This is a genomic window from Dactylosporangium sp. CA-233914 (assembly GCF_050942935.1).
GTDB lineage: Bacteria > Actinomycetota > Actinomycetes > Mycobacteriales > Micromonosporaceae > Dactylosporangium.
This window is the reverse complement of sequence record NZ_CP192030.1, coordinates 3,142,825-3,158,969: the sequence shown is the minus strand read 5'-3', so window position 1 is coordinate 3,158,969 and position 16,145 is coordinate 3,142,825. Positions and strand designations below refer to the sequence as shown.

General features: G+C 75.8%; 15 protein-coding genes. 10 read left to right on the top strand and 5 right to left on the bottom strand.

Translation table 11 applies throughout. The features are described 5' to 3' along the window. Positions 1-4 precede the first annotated feature (4 nt). Both ACQPY0_RS14645 and ACQPY0_RS14640 read left to right on the top strand, forming a co-directional pair. Positions 5-289, top strand: coding sequence for an acyl carrier protein (locus tag ACQPY0_RS14645; RefSeq protein ID WP_432988941.1), 285 nt, complete (start codon positions 5-7; stop codon positions 287-289). Positions 290-291: 2 nt separating this feature from the next. Further along, complete coding sequence (locus ACQPY0_RS14640; protein ID WP_432988940.1) at positions 292-1,047, top strand: 2-hydroxy-acid oxidase; 756 nt, start codon at positions 292-294, stop codon at positions 1,045-1,047. Here ACQPY0_RS14640 and ACQPY0_RS14635 read toward each other — a convergent pair. From ACQPY0_RS14635 to ACQPY0_RS14625, 3 genes are read right to left on the bottom strand one after another with little or no spacing between them, the layout of a single operon-like run. Beyond that, positions 1,028-1,633, bottom strand: coding sequence for a 4'-phosphopantetheinyl transferase family protein (locus ACQPY0_RS14635; protein ID WP_432988938.1), 606 nt, complete (start codon positions 1,631-1,633; stop codon positions 1,028-1,030). The genes ACQPY0_RS14640 and ACQPY0_RS14635 overlap by 20 nt on opposite strands. Next, complete coding sequence (locus tag ACQPY0_RS14630) at positions 1,630-2,901, bottom strand: PLP-dependent aminotransferase family protein (RefSeq protein ID WP_432988936.1); 1,272 nt, start codon at positions 2,899-2,901, stop codon at positions 1,630-1,632. Before ACQPY0_RS14630 ends, ACQPY0_RS14635 begins: the two co-directional genes overlap by 4 nt. Then, positions 2,901-4,022, bottom strand: coding sequence for an alpha-hydroxy acid oxidase (locus ACQPY0_RS14625; protein WP_432988935.1), 1,122 nt, complete (start codon positions 4,020-4,022; stop codon positions 2,901-2,903). The genes ACQPY0_RS14630 and ACQPY0_RS14625 overlap by 1 nt, the downstream gene beginning before the upstream one ends. A 49-nt stretch (positions 4,023-4,071) precedes the next feature. On the opposite strand from ACQPY0_RS14625, the gene ACQPY0_RS14620 reads away from it, so the two are divergent. The 4 genes from ACQPY0_RS14620 to ACQPY0_RS14605 all read left to right on the top strand — a co-directional run bounded on the left by ACQPY0_RS14620 (position 4,072) and on the right by ACQPY0_RS14605 (position 6,994). After that, positions 4,072-4,674, top strand: coding sequence for a GDSL-type esterase/lipase family protein (locus tag ACQPY0_RS14620; protein ID WP_432988932.1), 603 nt, complete (start codon positions 4,072-4,074; stop codon positions 4,672-4,674). Between the two features lie 15 nt (positions 4,675-4,689). Further along, positions 4,690-5,625, top strand: coding sequence for an alpha/beta hydrolase (locus tag ACQPY0_RS14615; protein WP_432988929.1), 936 nt, complete (start codon positions 4,690-4,692; stop codon positions 5,623-5,625). 296 nt (positions 5,626-5,921) lie between these two features. After that, positions 5,922-6,656 carry a hypothetical protein gene (locus ACQPY0_RS14610; RefSeq protein WP_432988926.1) on the top strand — a complete coding sequence of 245 codons (735 nt, stop codon included), beginning with the start codon at positions 5,922-5,924 and terminating at the stop codon, positions 6,654-6,656. A gap of 131 nt (positions 6,657-6,787) precedes the next feature. Next, entirely contained in the window at positions 6,788-6,994 is a 207-nt protein-coding gene (locus ACQPY0_RS14605) for a hypothetical protein (RefSeq protein ID WP_432988923.1), read from the top strand. 471 nt (positions 6,995-7,465) lie between these two features. On the opposite strand, the gene ACQPY0_RS14600 is transcribed toward ACQPY0_RS14605, so the two are convergent. Then, positions 7,466-8,659 (bottom strand): hypothetical protein, encoded by a 1,194-nt coding sequence (locus ACQPY0_RS14600; RefSeq protein ID WP_432988921.1) that lies wholly within the window; start codon positions 8,657-8,659, stop codon positions 7,466-7,468. An 85-nt stretch (positions 8,660-8,744) separates the two neighbouring features. Between ACQPY0_RS14600 and ACQPY0_RS14595 the strand changes: the two genes are divergently transcribed. After that, positions 8,745-9,284 (top strand): hypothetical protein, encoded by a 540-nt coding sequence (locus ACQPY0_RS14595; RefSeq protein WP_432988919.1) that lies wholly within the window; start codon positions 8,745-8,747, stop codon positions 9,282-9,284. Positions 9,285-9,305: 21 nt separating this feature from the next. After that, entirely contained in the window at positions 9,306-10,340 is a 1,035-nt protein-coding gene (locus tag ACQPY0_RS14590) for a hypothetical protein (RefSeq protein WP_432988917.1), read from the top strand. Positions 10,341-10,507: 167 nt separating this feature from the next. Here ACQPY0_RS14590 and ACQPY0_RS14585 read toward each other — a convergent pair whose 3' ends face one another. Then, complete coding sequence (locus ACQPY0_RS14585; RefSeq protein WP_432988915.1) at positions 10,508-12,403, bottom strand: hypothetical protein; 1,896 nt, start codon at positions 12,401-12,403, stop codon at positions 10,508-10,510. A gap of 1,293 nt (positions 12,404-13,696) precedes the next feature. Here ACQPY0_RS14585 and ACQPY0_RS14580 point away from each other — a divergent pair. Further along, entirely contained in the window at positions 13,697-15,289 is a 1,593-nt protein-coding gene (locus ACQPY0_RS14580; protein WP_432988913.1) for an Hsp70 family protein, read from the top strand. A gap of 2 nt (positions 15,290-15,291) precedes the next feature. Further along, entirely contained in the window at positions 15,292-15,789 is a 498-nt protein-coding gene (locus tag ACQPY0_RS14575) for a hypothetical protein (protein ID WP_432988911.1), read from the top strand. The last annotated feature ends 356 nt before the right edge of the window (positions 15,790-16,145 follow it).

The window sequence follows — 16,145 nt, the reverse complement described above, 5'->3', positions numbered from 1 at the left end:
TCCCGTGACCGATACCGCCACCATCGACCCGGCGCTGCGCACGCACGTCGTGGAGACGATCTGCGCCCTGCTGCCCCGCGTGCTCAAGCGGGAGGTGCCCGACGCGTCCGAGGGCACCACGCTGATGGACGACCTGGGCATGAGCTCGACCACCGGCCTGGAGCTGGTGCTGGAGCTGGAGGACCGTCTGGAGCGCGAGATCAGCGTCGAGGACCTGGGCCGCGACGACTTCGAGACGGTCGGCACCCTCGCCAGCTACGTCGCCGGCAACCTGCTGCCGGAGGAGTGACGGTGCCGTGGGGCCTGCGCCGCGCGGTGGCGCGGCGGTTCGCGGACCCGGCCGAGCAGGCGGCCGACCCCGCGCACGCCGCTCGCCTGGCCACGTACCTGACCGATCTGCTGGCGCCCTACGGGCTGGGTGAGCCGGCGGCGATGCCGGGCGGGCAGTCGTACGGCGAGATGGCCGCCGCCCTGCTGCCGGACGAGCCCGTCGACGCGCTCGTGCTCGCCTACGACATCCCGGACATCGCGCCCGGGCGGGCGACGGCGACGTGGCTGAGCCACGTGTGCCCCGGCGGCCCGATGGCGTTCGCGGTGTCGGACCAGGGGCGGGCGGGGGCGCACACGGCGCTGCGGCTGCTGCGCGACTACGCCCGCGCCGGTGTGTACGAACGGGCGCTGCTGGTCGTGGCCGAGCAGTCCGTCCTGCCGTACGACCCGGGCGTGCCGGTCGAGGTGCCGGCCGCGCACTGCGCCGTCGCCGTCCACCTGGGACCGTCCACGATGGAGGCCTCGGTGCCGCGGATCGTGCGCGGCGCGGCCCCGCAGGACGTCGTGGACCTGCTCGGCGACGTGGGCCCGGCCACGGTCGTGCTCGGCGGGCATCTCGCGGGCATCGACGTGAAGGCCGATACCGTGGTGCTGGCCGACCCGGCGCAGCCGATGACGGGCGTCTGGGCGGCCCTGTCCACCGTGGACGGTCCGGTCGTGCTGGCCGACTACGACCCGCTGCTGCGGTACCTCTGCGTCAGTTCGTTCGGATGGTGAACGGTTCCGGGCCGGCCAGCGCGACAGCGGCCCGGAACCCCTCCGGCGCCGGCAGGTCGGCGACCGTGTAGACGGTGGCGTCGTGCACGACCGGCGGCGGCGGGTCACCGGCCACGGGCAGCGGCAGGCCGCGGGTGAGCCGGCTGCCGGCCGCCTTCACCACCGCCTCCTTGCGCGCCCACAGCGCCGCGAACTCCCCCGCCCCGTGCTCGGCGACCAGGTCGGCCTCGGCGGGCGGGAACCAGCGGCGGGCCATCGCCAGGTGGTCGAGCCCGGCCACCAGGTCCTGCAGGTCCACCCCGACCGGCCGGGCGTCGGTGACCGCGATCGCCGCCCAGTCCCCGGCGTGGGAGAGGTTCACCTGCAGGGCGTGGCCGCGCAGCGCCGGCTTGCCGTTCGGGCCGCGCACCCAGACGACGTCGGCGAACCGCTCCAGCAGCACCCGGCGCAGCGCCGAGTGCGCGGAGGCGAACCGCCGCCGGTCGCCGGGGTTTCGCAGCGTGTCGCGGCGCCGGACCTCCTCGGCGTCGAGCAGCTCGGCGAAGGGCTCCCGGGTGTCGACGAACCAGACGTCGACGATGCTCACCGCAGCAGGAGGGCCGCCAGCCGGCGCACGCCCTCGTCGATGCGGTCCGGCTCCAGGGCGCTGCACGACAGGCGGATCGCGTGCGTGCCGCCGCCGACGACGTAGAAGAAGCGCATCGGGGTCCACAGCACGCCGTATTCGCGGGCGGAGACCTCCAGCAGCTCCTCGCTCGCGTCGACGGGCACGTCGGCCACGACGAAGAAGCCGCCGCTGGGGCTGTTCCAGCGCACCGGGGTGCCCGTGAAGTGCCGGCGCAGCGCGGCCAGCAGCGTGGTGAGGTTCTGCCGGTAGAAGGCGATCTTCGCCTGGTTGACGGCGCGCAGGCTGAAGCCGGAGTCGATGAGCATGCCGCCGACGACCGCCTGGGACAGCGCCGAGGTGTTGACGGTGAGCATGCTCTTGACCGTGGACAGCTCCTCGGCGAGCAGCGTGTGGCGGCCCGCGGCGTCGACGACGGGCTGGTCGGCGACGAGGTAGCCGACGCGGGCGCCGGGGAAGTACGACTTGGCGAACGAGCCGAGGTAGATGACCCGCTGGTCGCCGTCGAGCGCCTTGAGCGTGGGGCGGGGCTCGTCGTCGAGGCCGAAGAGGCCGTACGGGTCGTCCTCGAGGATCAGCAGGTCCTCGTCGGCGGCCGCGGCGAGCAGGGCCCGGCGCACGGGGACCGGCAGGGAGACGCCGGAGGGGTTGGCGAAGTTCGGCACGAGGTAGAGCGCCCGCGGCCGTTTCCCGCGCGCCCGCACGGCGGCGGCGACCTCGCGGACCGTCTCGGGGCGCAGCCCGTCTTCGGACTCGGGCACCCCGACGACCTCGACGCCGAGGATCCGCGCGGCGCCGGTGAGCCCGACGTAGCAGGGCTCGGCGGCCAGCACCACGTCGTCGGGGCCGGCGCACAGGCCGCGCAGCGCGATGACCATCGCCTCCTGGCAGCCGGTCGTCACCATCACCGCGGCCGCCGGGACCTGGATGTTCTCGTCGACGTCGAGCATCCGGGCGATGAGGTCGCCGATGTGGCCGTTGGTCCGGCCGTACTGGGTGAGTAGCTGCCGGCTCGCGGCCGCGCTCAGGCCCCGCTCGCGCAGGTGGTTGAGGTACGCCTGGATATGCTTGTCGATGTCGCTGACCTCGTGGAACTCGTCGAACGGGCGCCCGGCGGCCAGCGAGATCGCGTCCGGGAACCGCCCGGCGACCTCGTTGAGGAAGTTCATCGACGCCGACACCGGGTCCACGACGGACGCGTGCAGCTCCTCGCGTTTCAGGGCCACCATCAGGCATCGCCTCCAGACAACGACGACAGGCGTACGGCGCTGCGGTCCAGCGCGGCCAGCGTCGGCCGCCCGGCGAGCACCATGGCGTGGGCCAGCTCCTCGGTCGCGGCCCGCAGCACCCCGGCCACACCGTCGGCGCCGCCGGCGGCGAGCCCCCACAGCGGCGGCCGGCCGGCCAGCACCATCCGGGCGCCGAGGGCGATGGCGGCCAGGGCGTCGACGCCGCGGCGCACCCCGCCGTCGAGGAGCACCGGGACCTTCCCGCCGGCCGCGTCGACGACCTCGACGAGCGCGTCGAGGCTGGCCACGGCCCCGTCGAGCTGCCGGCCGCCGTGGTTGGAGACCACGATCGCGTCGGCGCCGTGCTCGACGGCGAGGGCCGCGTCCTCGGCGGTGAGGATGCCTTTGAGCACCAGCGGCAGCCGGGTGATCGAGCGCAGCCAGGCCAGGTCGGCCCAGGTCAGCGACGGGTCGAACGAGTCGGCGGTGTGCCGGGCGATCGCCGAGGATCCCTCGTCGCGCCGGTGCGCCGAGGCCATCACGGCCGGGTCGATGTTCACGGCCGCGACGCCGCCGCCGATCGCGAAGCCGTTGCGCATGTCGCGCCAGCGCCGCCCCATGCGGGGCACGTCGACCGTGAGCATGATGGCGCCGTACCCGGCCGCCTCGGCCCGCTCGACGAGATTGCGCATGACGTCGCGGCGCCGCAGCCAGTACAGCTGCAGCCAAAGGCTCGAAGCGGACGCCTCGGCGATGTCCTCGATGGTGCGGCTGGCGAACATGGCCACGACGAAGAGCGCGCCGGCCTGGCCCGCGCCGCGCGCGGTGGCGACCTCGCCCTCGTCGTCGATGAGACGGTGGTAGGCGACGGGCGCGATGGCGATCGGGGTCGTGAACCACGTGCCGAAGAGTGAGACGTTCGTGTCGGCATCCGGGACGCCGGCGAGCACCCGCGGGCGCAGCCGGACGCGCTCGAACGCGCGCAGGTTGGCCGCCAGGGTGCGCTCGTCCTCGGCGCCGCCCTCGATGAAGTCCCACACGTCCGGTTCGACGAGATTGTGCGCGCTGTGCCGGTAATCCGATGCGGTGAGGAGCGGCGGGCCGGTTCGCAGTTGTGTCACCGACGGATCCCCATAGGCGTTAGCCTATCGGTACACCACCCGCCGCCACATGAGCCGAAAGGTCTACATGCCAACGGAGTATGCGCACCCGTGGCGGCGCTACGCGGTTCTGGGCGACAGCGTGGCCGAGGAGCCCGGTGGCTTCGCCGAACTGGTACGCGACGAACTGGCGCCGGAGGCGTTCGTCAACCTGGGCCGGCGCAACCTGCGCGCCGCCGAGGTCCGCGATCTGCAACTTTCAGCGGCGCTTGCGTTCCGGCCCGACCTCGCGATGGTGGTGTGCGGGGCCAACGACGCCATGCGGCCCGGCTACGAGGCGCGGGCCGACGCGGTCGACGAGGTCATGGCCGGCATCATCCGCCCGCTGCAGGAGGCCGGTGCCTGTGTCATCACGGTCTCCGTGTTCGTGATGCCGCAGTACCCACTGATGCCCGCCTGGCTCGGCGCGGGCTTCTCGCACCGGATGGCCCTGCTCGCCCGGCACACCAACACGCTCGCGGCCCGGCTCGGCACCATCCACGTCGATCTGTCCGAGCACCCCGCCATCGCCGCCGGGGAGGCCCTCACGGGGAAGGACGGGCTGCACGGCAACGCTCACAGCCATAGGATCGCCGCGACGGCCGTGCTTCAGCGGCTGTCGGCTCTGGTTTAGAGGGAGGCGCGTTCGATGCCGCTCGACCCGCAGGTGCAACAGATGCGCGACGCCAAGGAGCGCGACGGGGTCGCCCCGCTCTACACGATGACCCTCGATGCGGCCCGCGCCGCCGACCTCGCCTCGATCCGGGCCGCCGGCGGCAGCCCCGAGAAGGTCCACGACGTCAGCGAGCACTGGCTGCCCGGCCCCGGCGGCAAGGTGCTCCTGCGCGTCTACCGCCCCAGCGCCGAGGCGAACCTGCCCGTGCTCATGTACTTCTTCGGCGGCGGCTGGGTGCTGGGAACCGTCGACACCGCCGACGCCCTCGCCCGCGCCCTCGCCAACGCCGCCGGCTGCATCGTCGCCGTGCCCGGCTACCGCCTCGCCCCCGAGCACCCGTTCCCGGCCGCGGTCGAGGACTGCTGGGCCGCCACCGAGTGGGTCATCGCCAACGCCGCCGACCTCGGCGCCGACCCGGCGCGGGTCGCCGTCGGCGGCGACAGTGCCGGCGGCAACCTCGCCGCGGGCATCACCCTCATGGCCCAGGAGGCCGGCGGCCCCGCCCTGCTCGGCCAGCTGCTGATCTACCCCAACACCGACCAGGTCGCCGACGACGAGTCGATGCGCGCCAACGACGACCCGTACCTGTTCAACCACCACTCCGTGGCCTGGTACCGCTCGCACTACTTCGTCGACCCCGACGACGCCTACAACCCGCTCGCCTCCCCGCTGCAGGCCGAGAGCCTCGCCGGCCTGCCGCCGGCGCTGGTCATCACCGCCGAGTACGACCCGCTGCGCGACCAGGGCGAGCGCTACGCCGCCCGCCTGGCGCAGGAGGGCGTGCCGGTGGCGGCGACCCGCTACGAGGGCATGATCCACGGGTTCTTCGCCATGGCCGGCACGCTGGAGGCCGGCAAGCTCGCCCAGGCCCAGGCGGCCAAGCAGCTGCGGGAGTGGTTCGGCGGGTGACCTCGCCGGGGCCGTCAGCCGCGGGGCGGCCCAGTGGCACAGCCGCATCCCCTCGGCGAGCGCTGCAGGCCCCCGTCCTCGGCGCGCAACTGCTCCAGCCGCAGCAGCAACCAGCTGGAATATCCGTTCCGGACCTCCATGATCGCCGTGGCCGCACTGTAGCGGTGGCGTTGCTGACATCACCGGCCAGCTCGAGAAGGCAGCGCGCATCACCGCAGATCGGTGCCTCCGCGCGCTGTTCAGGTCGGCTGGTAAGGCGATGGCCGTGGACGGGCCACCGGCCATAGAGTGCTGTCGTGCGCAAGGTGCTGCCGCTGTCAGTGTGCGGCCTGGTGTTCAACGTGGCCGTGCTGGCTGCGCTGTTCGTTCCGGGCGCGTCGTACGCCCACGCGGTCTCCTGGCTGCCGTTCATCCCCGCGTTCCTGACGTTCGGCTCCGCGCTCTTCGTCATCAACGGAGGGCGGCTGGGGCAGCTGGGGTGGGACCGGCTCTGGGACGCGCTCGTCACACTGCCGCGCTGGATCCAGGCCGGGCTGGGGCTGCTGTTCGTGGCCGCCGTCGCGTCCATGCTCACCTCGCAGGTCGGCACGCAGACCGAGCTGAGCTTCGAGCGCACGTTCACCGTCGCCGCGGTGTGGATCACGGCCGTGGGGACGGCGCTGCACTACGGCATCCAGCAGGGGCAGGAGCCGGGAGCGGGCCGCCGGTCTTACCGGATCGCACTGGTGATCTTCTTCGTCGTCGGCGCGGCCCTGGCCGCCGCCTCGTTCCTGCTCGGCAACGACCCCATCAACGACGAGACGGCGACGCACGACCGGCTGGCTTCGCAGTTCGGCGACGCCTCGTGGTACCCGCACCTGGTCGCCGCGAACACCTATCACGGGGCGTTCATCGTGTACCTCGACACCCGGGACGCCGCGGTCCAGGCCAACACCTGCACCGACCTGAAGCCGGTCGCGGCCGGGCTCGGCCGCGTCCCCGACCTGTACTACGCCACTGGCGGCCACGGCCGATTCGCGCGGTCCTGTTGACCCGCGCCGCCGGAACGTCTCCGAGATGAGCGAGTAGCTGTGGCTTGATCTTGGCGCTGTCGCGGGCCACTTTGCCGGTGGAGAACCGGGGAACCCCGTGCGGCCGGGCTGGGGGGCTTACTCACGACGGGATGGATGACAACCGGCACGGCTGCCAGGAAGGTCAGCCGCGTGAGCGCGGCCAAGCGGCGGTGCGGCAACTTCGGGAGCAGGGACTGGATGCGGCGTTCCTGCCGCTGGATGTCACCGATCAGTCGAGCATCGATGCGGCGGCGTCTGCCGTCGAAGTTCGGCCGGCCGACGGCTTCGTCGACGAGAACGGCATCGTTGCCTGGTGAGGGCCCAACGCTTACGCAACGGCGTTGCAGCAGGTGCCCTCCCCGGCAACCACCGAGGCGCACCCCCGAAAGGGTCTCCTCGTGGCGGCCGTGACAGGTCCATTTCGAGCCGGCGCCAGGGGTGGTTGGCGACTTGGTGGCACGGAAGGTGAGGACGGCGACCGTCTGGGCCCTGCGGGTGGCGAGGGCCGTGGTGGTTGTGCGGCACCCGGGTCACCGTCCGGGGTCTCGACCTCCGCCTCGACGGAGCCGGGCGCGGCCGAACACACCTCTCCCGGCCGCCGCAGCGCCGCCTCGTGCCGATGGGACCGACCACTCGCCCACCGGCCGCGTCACAGCGCGGACCGTCGACACAGCACCCGCAAACAACCAGACCAAGCCCCCGCCTACACGACCACCCGCTCCCCCACCGGCCGCGTCACAGCGCGGACCGTCGACACGGCACCCGCGAACAACCGGACCAAGCCCCGCCTACACGACCACCCGCTCGCCCGCTGGGCGCGTCGTGGCGTGGGCTGTCGAGGCGGCGACCGTGGTCAGCAGGGTCAGGGTCAGCAGCCAGGTCAGGGGCACGGCCGGGCCGGTTGGCCAGTGCGGCAGGGGCAGGGCGGGCATGGGTTCGCCGAAGACCGGCAGGGCCCAGCCGGTCAGGCGCCAGGCGATCAGGGCCGTGGCCAGGCCCGGCGGGGCGGAGGCCAGCACCAGGGCCGGATACGTCCACAGCGCGACCCGCGCGGCCGCCCGGCGCGGCAGGCCCTGGGTGCGCAGCGCCGCCAGGTCGGCGCGGCGGTCGCGGCGGTCCACGGCGATGACCAGGGCCAGGCCGCCCGCGGCGAGCAGGACCGCCAGGGCGCCGGCCAGCACGTGGAACCACAGCGACAGCGCCGGGCCCTGGGCGGCCAGGCGGGCGCGGGTGTCGGCGATGCCGGTGTCGCCCACGACGACCAGGCCCTGGGCGGCCAGCCGGTTGAGCACGTCCGGCGGGGTAGCCGGGCCGAGCCAGACCTCCGGCTCGCGGTCGATGCCGGAGTCGGTGGCGACGCGCTCGGCGTATTCGAGGTCGACGAGCGTCCCGTCGGTGCCCAGCCGCGGCAGGGCGCCGAGGCGCGCGGTGACGGAGACGGGCAGGTCCAGGCCGTCGAGTCCGGAGATCGACGCGGCGGGGGCGGGCGAGGCCGCGGACAGGGTGCGGGAGGTCGTCGCCACGGGCAGCGGCAGCGGTACGTCCGCCGGCTGCACCCACACCCCGTGCGGCAGCCCGTCGGGGGCGTCGACGCCGATCCGCAGCCCGTCCGGCGCGGCGGTCAGCGTGGCCTCGGCCGAGCGCCACCGGGCCGGGTCGGCCAGCTGCGGGCCGGTGGCGGCGGTGGCGGGCGGGTTGATCGTGCGCACGGCGTTGAGGACCACGGTGATCCGGGTCGCGGTCGCCGCCGGCTCCTGGTTGCGCAGGTGGACGCCGACGAGCCGGCAGCCGGTCCGGCAGTCGGCGACGCGCTGCTGGTAGGTCCCGGGGCCGTTGTGCACGTCGCCGAGGTCGATGACGGCGCGGCCGGTCGGGGTGGAGAACACGAGGCTGAGCCCGATCGGGTTGTCGCTGCGGGCGCCGGTGACGGTGGCGTCCACGGCCAGGTCCTGGCCCGGGATCGTGAGCCCGGCGTCGCGCACCGGCGGGCGCAGCAGCTCGGCGAGGCGGGCGGGGTCGGCGTCGCCGTAGGCCGGCAGCCACGCCGAGGCCGCCGCGAGCCGCGTGGTGTCGACGGCGAGCCGCGGCGACTCCCGGGCCGGCCCGGGGCAGCTCGACGACGGCCATCGCGTATTCGCCCCGCGGGTCGGCGGCGCGCACGGCCCGCAGCAGCTGCTCGCGCCCGACGGAGGCGACGGTGAGCACGCGCGGCGCGCCGGTGGCGATCTGCGCGGCGAGGGCACGGTCGCGGGCGGCGAGGTCGGTGGCGCTGACCGCGTAGCCGAGCACGCCCACGGCCGCCACCAGCAGCAGGATCAGCCGCTGCGCCCCGGGCCGGCGGGAGAGCTGGAACGCGGCGAGCGCGGTGGCGAGCCGGCCCCGCCGCAGCGCCCGGGCCCCCACGAGCCGGGCCAGCGGCGTGACCGCTTTCGCGGTGGCGAGCGCCAGCGCGAGGATGACCAGGGCCGGGGCGACGATCGCGACGCCGGTGAGCGAGCCGCCGGTGAGGAAGAGCTGCGCGGTCGCGGCCGCGGCGAGCACGGCGACGACAGCCTCCGCCGCCCGCACCCGCCAGCCGGTCGCCCGCCCGGTGATGCGGCGCAGTAGCCCGGCGACCGGCGCGGCGAGGTGGCGCCGCTGCGCCACGAGCACGGCGACGACGGCCCCGAGCAGCGCGGCCGGCGCATACTGCACCGCGTCCACTGTGAACACCGGCGCCCCCACCCCGGGGAACCGCCAGGCCACGACCGCGGCGACGAGCAGCTGCCCGGCCACGCACCCGGCCAGGCCGCCGGCGACGACCGCGGCCAGGCCCTCGCCGAGGGTGAGCCACCACCGCGTCCACCACCGGGTGCCGCGCAGCGCGACGACCGCGAGCTCGGGTCGCCGGCCTTGGGTGGCGTAGTCGGCGGCGATGAACAGCACCGCGTAGGCGAGCAGCAGCAGCGGCGCCGCGCCCGCGGGGACGCTTCGCCGCGCGAGTTCCCGGCTGCGGTCGATCCGCTCGAACAGCTGCGGCATCTGGGTGGTGACGACGATCGCGACCCCGAGCCGGGTGCCGCGGGACTTCAGCTCGGCCAGGCGCCGGCGGGTGTCGGGCAGCCCGGCGGCGGACAGGGCCCCGGGCCCGGCGGTCAGATCGATCGAGACCGCGGTGGACCCGTGGTCCACCGCGGCCATCGTCGCGGCCCCGGCGAAGACCGGCTCCTCGGCCCGCCCGCCCGTGCCGGGGTCGAAGAAGCCGTGCCCGCCCCAGTACGTCTCGGCGGGGTCGGCCGCCCGGTAGGTCCCGGCGACGGTGAGCCGGGCCGGCACGCCGTCGGCGACATACACCGGCTGCGAGTTGCTCCCGCCGAGGGCCGCGAACGTGAGCACGATCGGGTCCCCGGGCGCGAGCCCGAGCCGCGCGGCGGTCTGCTCGCCGAGCACGACGTCGCCGGCCCCGGCCAGGCACCGCCCGGCCACGACGACGAGGTGGGCGCAGACGTCCTGCCGATAGGTCACCCGGGTCGCGTGCACCACGTCGGGCTCGATGCCGATGGCGAGGAACTCGCTGCCGTAGACCTGGTCGAACCCCGGCAGGTCCACCAGCCCGCCCGCGACGTCGCCGAAGTCGAACCCGTCGTCCTTGCGCGGGTCCACGGTGGCGCTGACGGTCAGTGACCGCTCCCGGGCCGAGGCCGTCGCGACCTGCCCAGCCACGATCGACCGGTCCACCGCCCGCAGATAGGCCGGCGCGGCCACGGCCGCCGCCACCGCGAACAGCGACAGCAGCGCGAGCACGACCGCCTGCCCCCGCCGGGCCCGTAGCATCGCCAGCAGCAGCGAGATCATCGCGCTCCTCCCGTGGTGGTGGACGACCGGCCGCCGGCGGTGGCCAGCCGCCAGACGAGCGCCAGCAGGAGCAGGGACACGAGCGCGGTGGCCAGCAAGGGCAGCGCGGGCAGCGGATCGGGTGGGGTGGGCGGGCTCCAGCCGTCCGCGAAGTACGGCAGCGGCGGTCCGGACGCGAACCGCGCGACGATCGCGGCCAGCAGGCCGGTCAGCGCGCCCGCCAGGACGACGGCACCGGAGCCGGCGCGGGCCGCCGAGGTCGCGACGCGCGCCGGGAGGCCCTGGTGGCGCAGCGCGCGCAGGTCGGCGGCACGCTGGCGGCGCTCCGCGGCGACCGCGACGGCCAATGCGGCCGCGGCGGCCAGCAGGCCCACGACCGCCGAGAAGAGGCGGAAGCGCTCGGCCATCGCGGGGCCGCGGGCGGCGAAGCCGGCGGCGCGGGCCGCGGGGCTGTCGGCGCCGAGGACGATGAGGCCGGCCTCGCGCAGGCGCTCCTCGATGGCGGGGCCGGCGCTCTTCGACAGCCACACCTGGCCGGCGCCGGTCGCCGAGCCCATGGCGGCGAGGCGCTGGGCCGCGTCGAGGTCGACCAGGACGCCGGCGGTGCCGAGGACCGGCAGCAGCGGGGCGGTGCCGGCGACGCGGACCGGGACGGGGCCGCCGCCGAAGAGGTCGAGCGTGGGGTCGCCGAGGCGCCACGCCGGCGGGGCCGGGCCGGCGAGGACGGCCGGCAGCGGCAGCGCGGCGGACGTGAGGAAGACCCGGTCGTCGAAGTTCCACGAGGCATCCGGCAGGGACAACGTCAGCGCGCCCCGGCGGGCGTTGACCTGCATCGCCGGGCCCCTCACCCCGGTCCGCCACTGCCGCGGATCGCCCAGCCGCGCGGCATCGAGCACCGCGGCGGCCGGCCCCTCCTGCCGCAGTTCGGTGATGGTGAGCGAGGCAGCCACCGCGTCGCTGCCCGGGGCGTCCGCGCCCGGCCCGCCGCCCGCGCCGCCGCTGCCCGTGGACCCACCGTTGCCGGTGGACGCGCCGCCGGAGCCGGTGCCGGCGGGGCGGGGCTGGAGCAGGTCGAGGCGCACGAGGCGGCAGCCCTCGGCGCAGCCGGTGACCGGGGCGGCGGCCTCCTGCTCGCCGGGCGGGAGCGGGCCGAGGCTCAGCGTGACGCGGCGGCCGGTGACCGTGTTCTGCAGGACGACGGCGAGGCTCACCGGCTGCGCGCCGCCGTTGCTGGCCCGCAGCACCAGGCTCCCGCCGGTGATCGCGGGCGCGTCGGCACCGGTCGCGGCGGGGATCAGCGACGGGCGCGGCCCGTATTCCGCCCGCCACCCCGCCACGGCGCCGAGCCGGGCCGCGTCGACGGCGAGCACCGGCGGGGTCGCGGTGCGGTCGACCACGGCGGCCATGGCGTCGCGGCCGCCGGGGTCGGCCCACCGGACCGCCGCCAGCAACGCGGTCGGGTTGGCGACCCGGACGGTGAGGACCCGGGGCGCGCCGACCTCTTGCGCGGCGCGGGCGTCGCGGGCCTCGAAGCCGGCGAGCCATCCGCCGGTCGCGGCGCACACCCCGGCGACCGCGACGGCGACGAGGGCCATGAGCCGGTCGGCGCCGGGCTGCCGGGAGAGCTGGACGGCGGCGAGCCCGGCGCGCAGCCGGCCGGCCCGCAGCGCCCCCGAACCGGCCCGGGACGCCGCGGTGGCCAGCACCCGCGCGGCCACGACGGCGACCACGACCGCGACGAGTGCGGTCACCGCCGTGCGCAGCCCTGTGCCCCACAGCTGGGCCGCCGCGAACACCGCGAGCACGACCAGGACCACGTCGGTGACCGTGCGCCGGGCCCGGCCGGGCCCGGGGACCCGCCGCAGCAGCGCCGCGACCGGCGCCCGCAGCACCGCGAGCTTCCCCGGCGGCCAGGGCGGCCAGCCCGCCCAGCACGGCGGCGGCCGCCGCGAGCGCGGCCGCCCACCAGGTGCCGGCGGGGGCGCCCGGACCGCCGAGCAGCCGGCCGGCGAGCCACCCGAGCGCGAGGCCGGCGGGCAGGCCCGCCGCGAGCGGCACGGCCAGCTGCCCCATCCCCAGCCGCAGCGCCCGCCGCCGCGTCCCGCCGCGCAGCTTCAGCAGCGCCGCGTCCGCGCGCCGCTCGCGGGCGGTCTGCCGCCCGGCCAGCGCGAGGGCGAACCAGCCCAGCACGACGGCGCCGAGCGTCCCGGCGAGGGCGCCGCCGCGGATCGCGGCCCGGTCGGCGGCGATCCGGTCGACCAGGGCCTGGCCCGGCGCGACGAGGGTCAGGCCGGCGCGACCGAGCGAGTGCTCGGCCCGGCGCAGCACACCGGCGAGCGGCGAGCCCGGATCGGTGAAGGCGTCGGCGGGCAGCTCGGTGGTGTAGGCGAACGTGGTGCCGCTCAGCTGCGGGTTCTCGAACGTCTCGACGGCCGTGAACACGAGGTCGGGGCCGCCGCCCGCGGTGTCGGCGCGGAAGAGCGAATCGCCCCAGTACGCCCCCGCGGGATCGGCGAGCTCGTAGCGCCCGACGACGGTGGCCGGCACCGCCTTGGACCGGGGCTGGTTGCGCAGCACGAGGGCGTCGCCGACATGAACGCCGAGCTCGTCGGCCGCCTCGGCGCTGAGCAGAACCTCGCCGGCGGCCCGCGGGCAGCGCCCGTCGAGCCGCAGGTGCTCGCAGGCGTCGTCACGGTAGGCGATCGGGAACTTCGCCGCGCTCTCCCCCGTGCCGCCGGGAAGCTCCATCAGCATGTCGGCGGTGATCCCGAGGAGGCCGGGTGTGCCCGGGTCGCGCAGCGGCAGGAGCCGCTCGACGGTGTCCCGGAACGCGGCCAGCGCCGGCTCGGGGTCACCGTCGGCGTTGGTCTGGCGGCGCACGGAGATCGTCCGCTCGGCGGCCGGCGCGGCGGCGACGTCGGCCGCGGCGGCCCGGCGCCCGGCCCCGGCGGCGAACCACGGTCCGGCGGCCGCGGCCGTCACCAGCAGCACGGCCAGCGCGAGCACCGCCCACGCCTGCCCCGCCCGGGCCCGCAGCGCGCTGAGCACCAGTCCGAACACGGGCAGCACCTCCACTGGCTCGATCGCAAGGGGGACCTTACGCGCCGGGTCCGACAGTTTCGGATGGCGCCGATTGCCCGATCACCCGATCGCCACCGGTCGCAGCTGATCTTTATGCTTCCCGGGTGCCGGACGCCGCCCTGGGAATCGACTACGGAACGTCGAGCACGGTGGCCGTGCTGCGCCACCCCGGCGGCAGGGTCCGCCCGCTGCTGTTCGACTCCTCGCCGCTGCTGCCCTCCGCGGTCTTCCGCAACGACTCCGGCCGCCTGCTGGTCGGACGCGACGCCGAGCATGCTGCGCGCCTGGACCCGGCCCGGTACGAGCCCCACCCCAAGCGCCGCGTCGACGACCTGGAGGTCCTGCTCGGCGACCACGCCCTGCCCGTGAGCGAACTCGTCGCCGCGGCCCTGACCCGCATCCGCGAGGAGGCGCTGCGCACGCTCGGCGAGCCCCCGGCGACGGTGACCATGACCTGCCCCGCGACCTGGGGTTCAGCCCGCCGTCAGGTGCTGCTCGACGCGGCCGCCGCAGCCGGGCTGCCGGTGCCGGCGCTGGTCGCCGAGCCGGTCGCCGCCGCGACGTACTTCGCCGCCGTGCTCGGCCACGCGGTGCGGCCCGGGCAGTGCGTGATCGTGTACGACCTCGGTGCCGGCACGTTCGACGTCAGCGTGGTGCAGCGGACCGAGGACGGGTTCCGCGACCTGGCCTGCCGCGGCCTCGACGACGTCGGCGGGCTGGACCTCGACGCGCTGGTGGTCGCCCACGCGCGGACCCTGGTCGAGCCGAAGGGCGACGGCACCTGGCAGCGCCTCGCCGCCCCGCAGTCCGCGGCCGACCTGCGCCACGCGACCATGCTGTGGACCGACGCCCGGCACCTGCGCGAGGCCCTCTCCCGCGAGTCGTCGGCCAGCATGTTCATCCCGGTCGCGGACACCGAGGTCCTGTTCACGCGCCAGCAGTTCGAGGCGGTCGCCGAGCCGGTCCTGCGGCGCACGGTGGACCTGGCCCTGGCCACGCTCAAGGAGGCGCGCGTCCGCCCGGAGTCGGTCGCCGGCTGGTTCCTGGTCGGCGGCGGCACGCGCACGCCCCTGATCGCCACCATGCTGCACCGGGCGACGGGCGTCGCCCCGACGGTCCTCGAGGAGCCCCAGCTCGTGGTCGCCGAGGGTGCCCTGCACCTGGCAACGACGGCAGCTGTACCCACAGAGGCGCCCGAACCCGCCGCCGCGCCACCGGTCACCGCCACGCCGTTCGCCCAGCCCTTCGCCATACCACCGGCCAGCGCCACACCACCCGCCGACGCCACACCACCGATCGTCGCCACACCACCGGCCCCCGTCGCGAAGCCGGCCCCCGTCGCGAAGCCGGTCGTCGCCGCGAAGCCGATCGTCGCCGCGAAGCCGATCGTCGCCGCGACGCCGGCCCCGCAGCCCAAGCCGGCAACGGCCGCCGGGGTGGGCACGAGCTTCGGCGAGCTCTTCGCGCTGGTGGGCGCCGGCTTCGCGGCCGTGCTGCTGCTCCTGCCCGTCCTGAACGGCGAAACGGTCGGATGGTGGTGGATCGGCGGGGGCGGCCTCGCGCTCGGGACGGCGTGGCGGGCCTGGCGGCTGCGGCGGCCGGGTCCCCGGGCCGTCGACTGGGCGGCGATCGTGGCCGCCGCGCTCGGCGCCGTCGCGCTCGTTGTGTTCACCATCCTCGACATGCCCGGGATCTGACGATGGCCGACGTCTCGTACTACCTCTCCGGCACCGCCTCGACCGGCGCCGCCCTCGCGCTGGGCGCCGGCGCGGTCGTGCTGTGGGTGTCCCGGACCAGACGCCCCGAGCCGGCCCCGGCCGAGCCCCCCACCGCGCCGAAGCTGACCGCGGGCGGCGCCGAGATCGCCGGCCTGGCCGCGGTTCTCGTCGCCGCGGTCCTGGCCGTGGCCGCCCCGGTGTCACTGGACCCCGGCCCCTTCGGCTGGCTCTCCGTGCTGGCCCTGGTGGCCGCCGCGGCACTGCGCTGGTATCGCCTGGCCCGCCCCGCCCCGCCCGTCCTGGACCGCCTGACCGCGGTCCTCGCCCTCGTGCCGGCCTGCGCCCTCCTGGTCGGCGCGATCTTCATCGAGTTCTCGTCCTACCCCATCGAGCGCTGGGTGATCTGCGACGCGGTGGGCGGAGCGCTCGCCCTCGCCGCGGGGCTGCGCTGGCGGCGCACGGCCGGACCGGCCGCCTGAGCGAGGCAAGTGGCGCGGCAAGAATCCAGCTGACCGCAAAATTTCGGCACCGTCCAGCACCGCCAGATGCATCGCTGGCGGGCCGGGACGAGGCCAGTCGATCCATCGCCGCCACTGCGGTGCTCGCGCTCGCGCTGGGCGCGCGAGCGCGTGCGAGCCCGAGAATGGCCGGTCGGGGGCCGTTCCTGGCTGCGCGACAACCGTTCGGTCACCGCCCGACGCGCACACCATCTCGCGCGGCGGCCGCACGATCTCGGCCCCCGCGTCACGGACAGCCTCGCCAAGGGTGCCACCGTTGCCGACGGCGGCGTCGAGGTCGTCACCGCGCCGACCGTGCCGGTGCGGAGGCCGGCTTG

Excerpts from the sequence above, each read along its gene's own strand:
- ACQPY0_RS14605 (WP_432988923.1), top strand. The coding sequence starts at position 6,788 with ATGGATGACAACCGGCACGGCTGCCAGGAAGGTCAGCCGCGTGAGCGC.
- ACQPY0_RS14620 (WP_432988932.1), top strand. The coding sequence starts at position 4,072 with ATGAGCCGAAAGGTCTACATGCCAACGGAGTATGCGCACCCGTGGCGG.
- ACQPY0_RS14575 (WP_432988911.1), top strand. The coding sequence starts at position 15,292 with ATGGCCGACGTCTCGTACTACCTCTCCGGCACCGCCTCGACCGGCGCC.
- ACQPY0_RS14630 (WP_432988936.1), bottom strand. The coding sequence starts at position 2,901 with ATGGTGGCCCTGAAACGCGAGGAGCTGCACGCGTCCGTCGTGGACCCG.
- ACQPY0_RS14615 (WP_432988929.1), top strand. The coding sequence starts at position 4,690 with ATGCCGCTCGACCCGCAGGTGCAACAGATGCGCGACGCCAAGGAGCGC.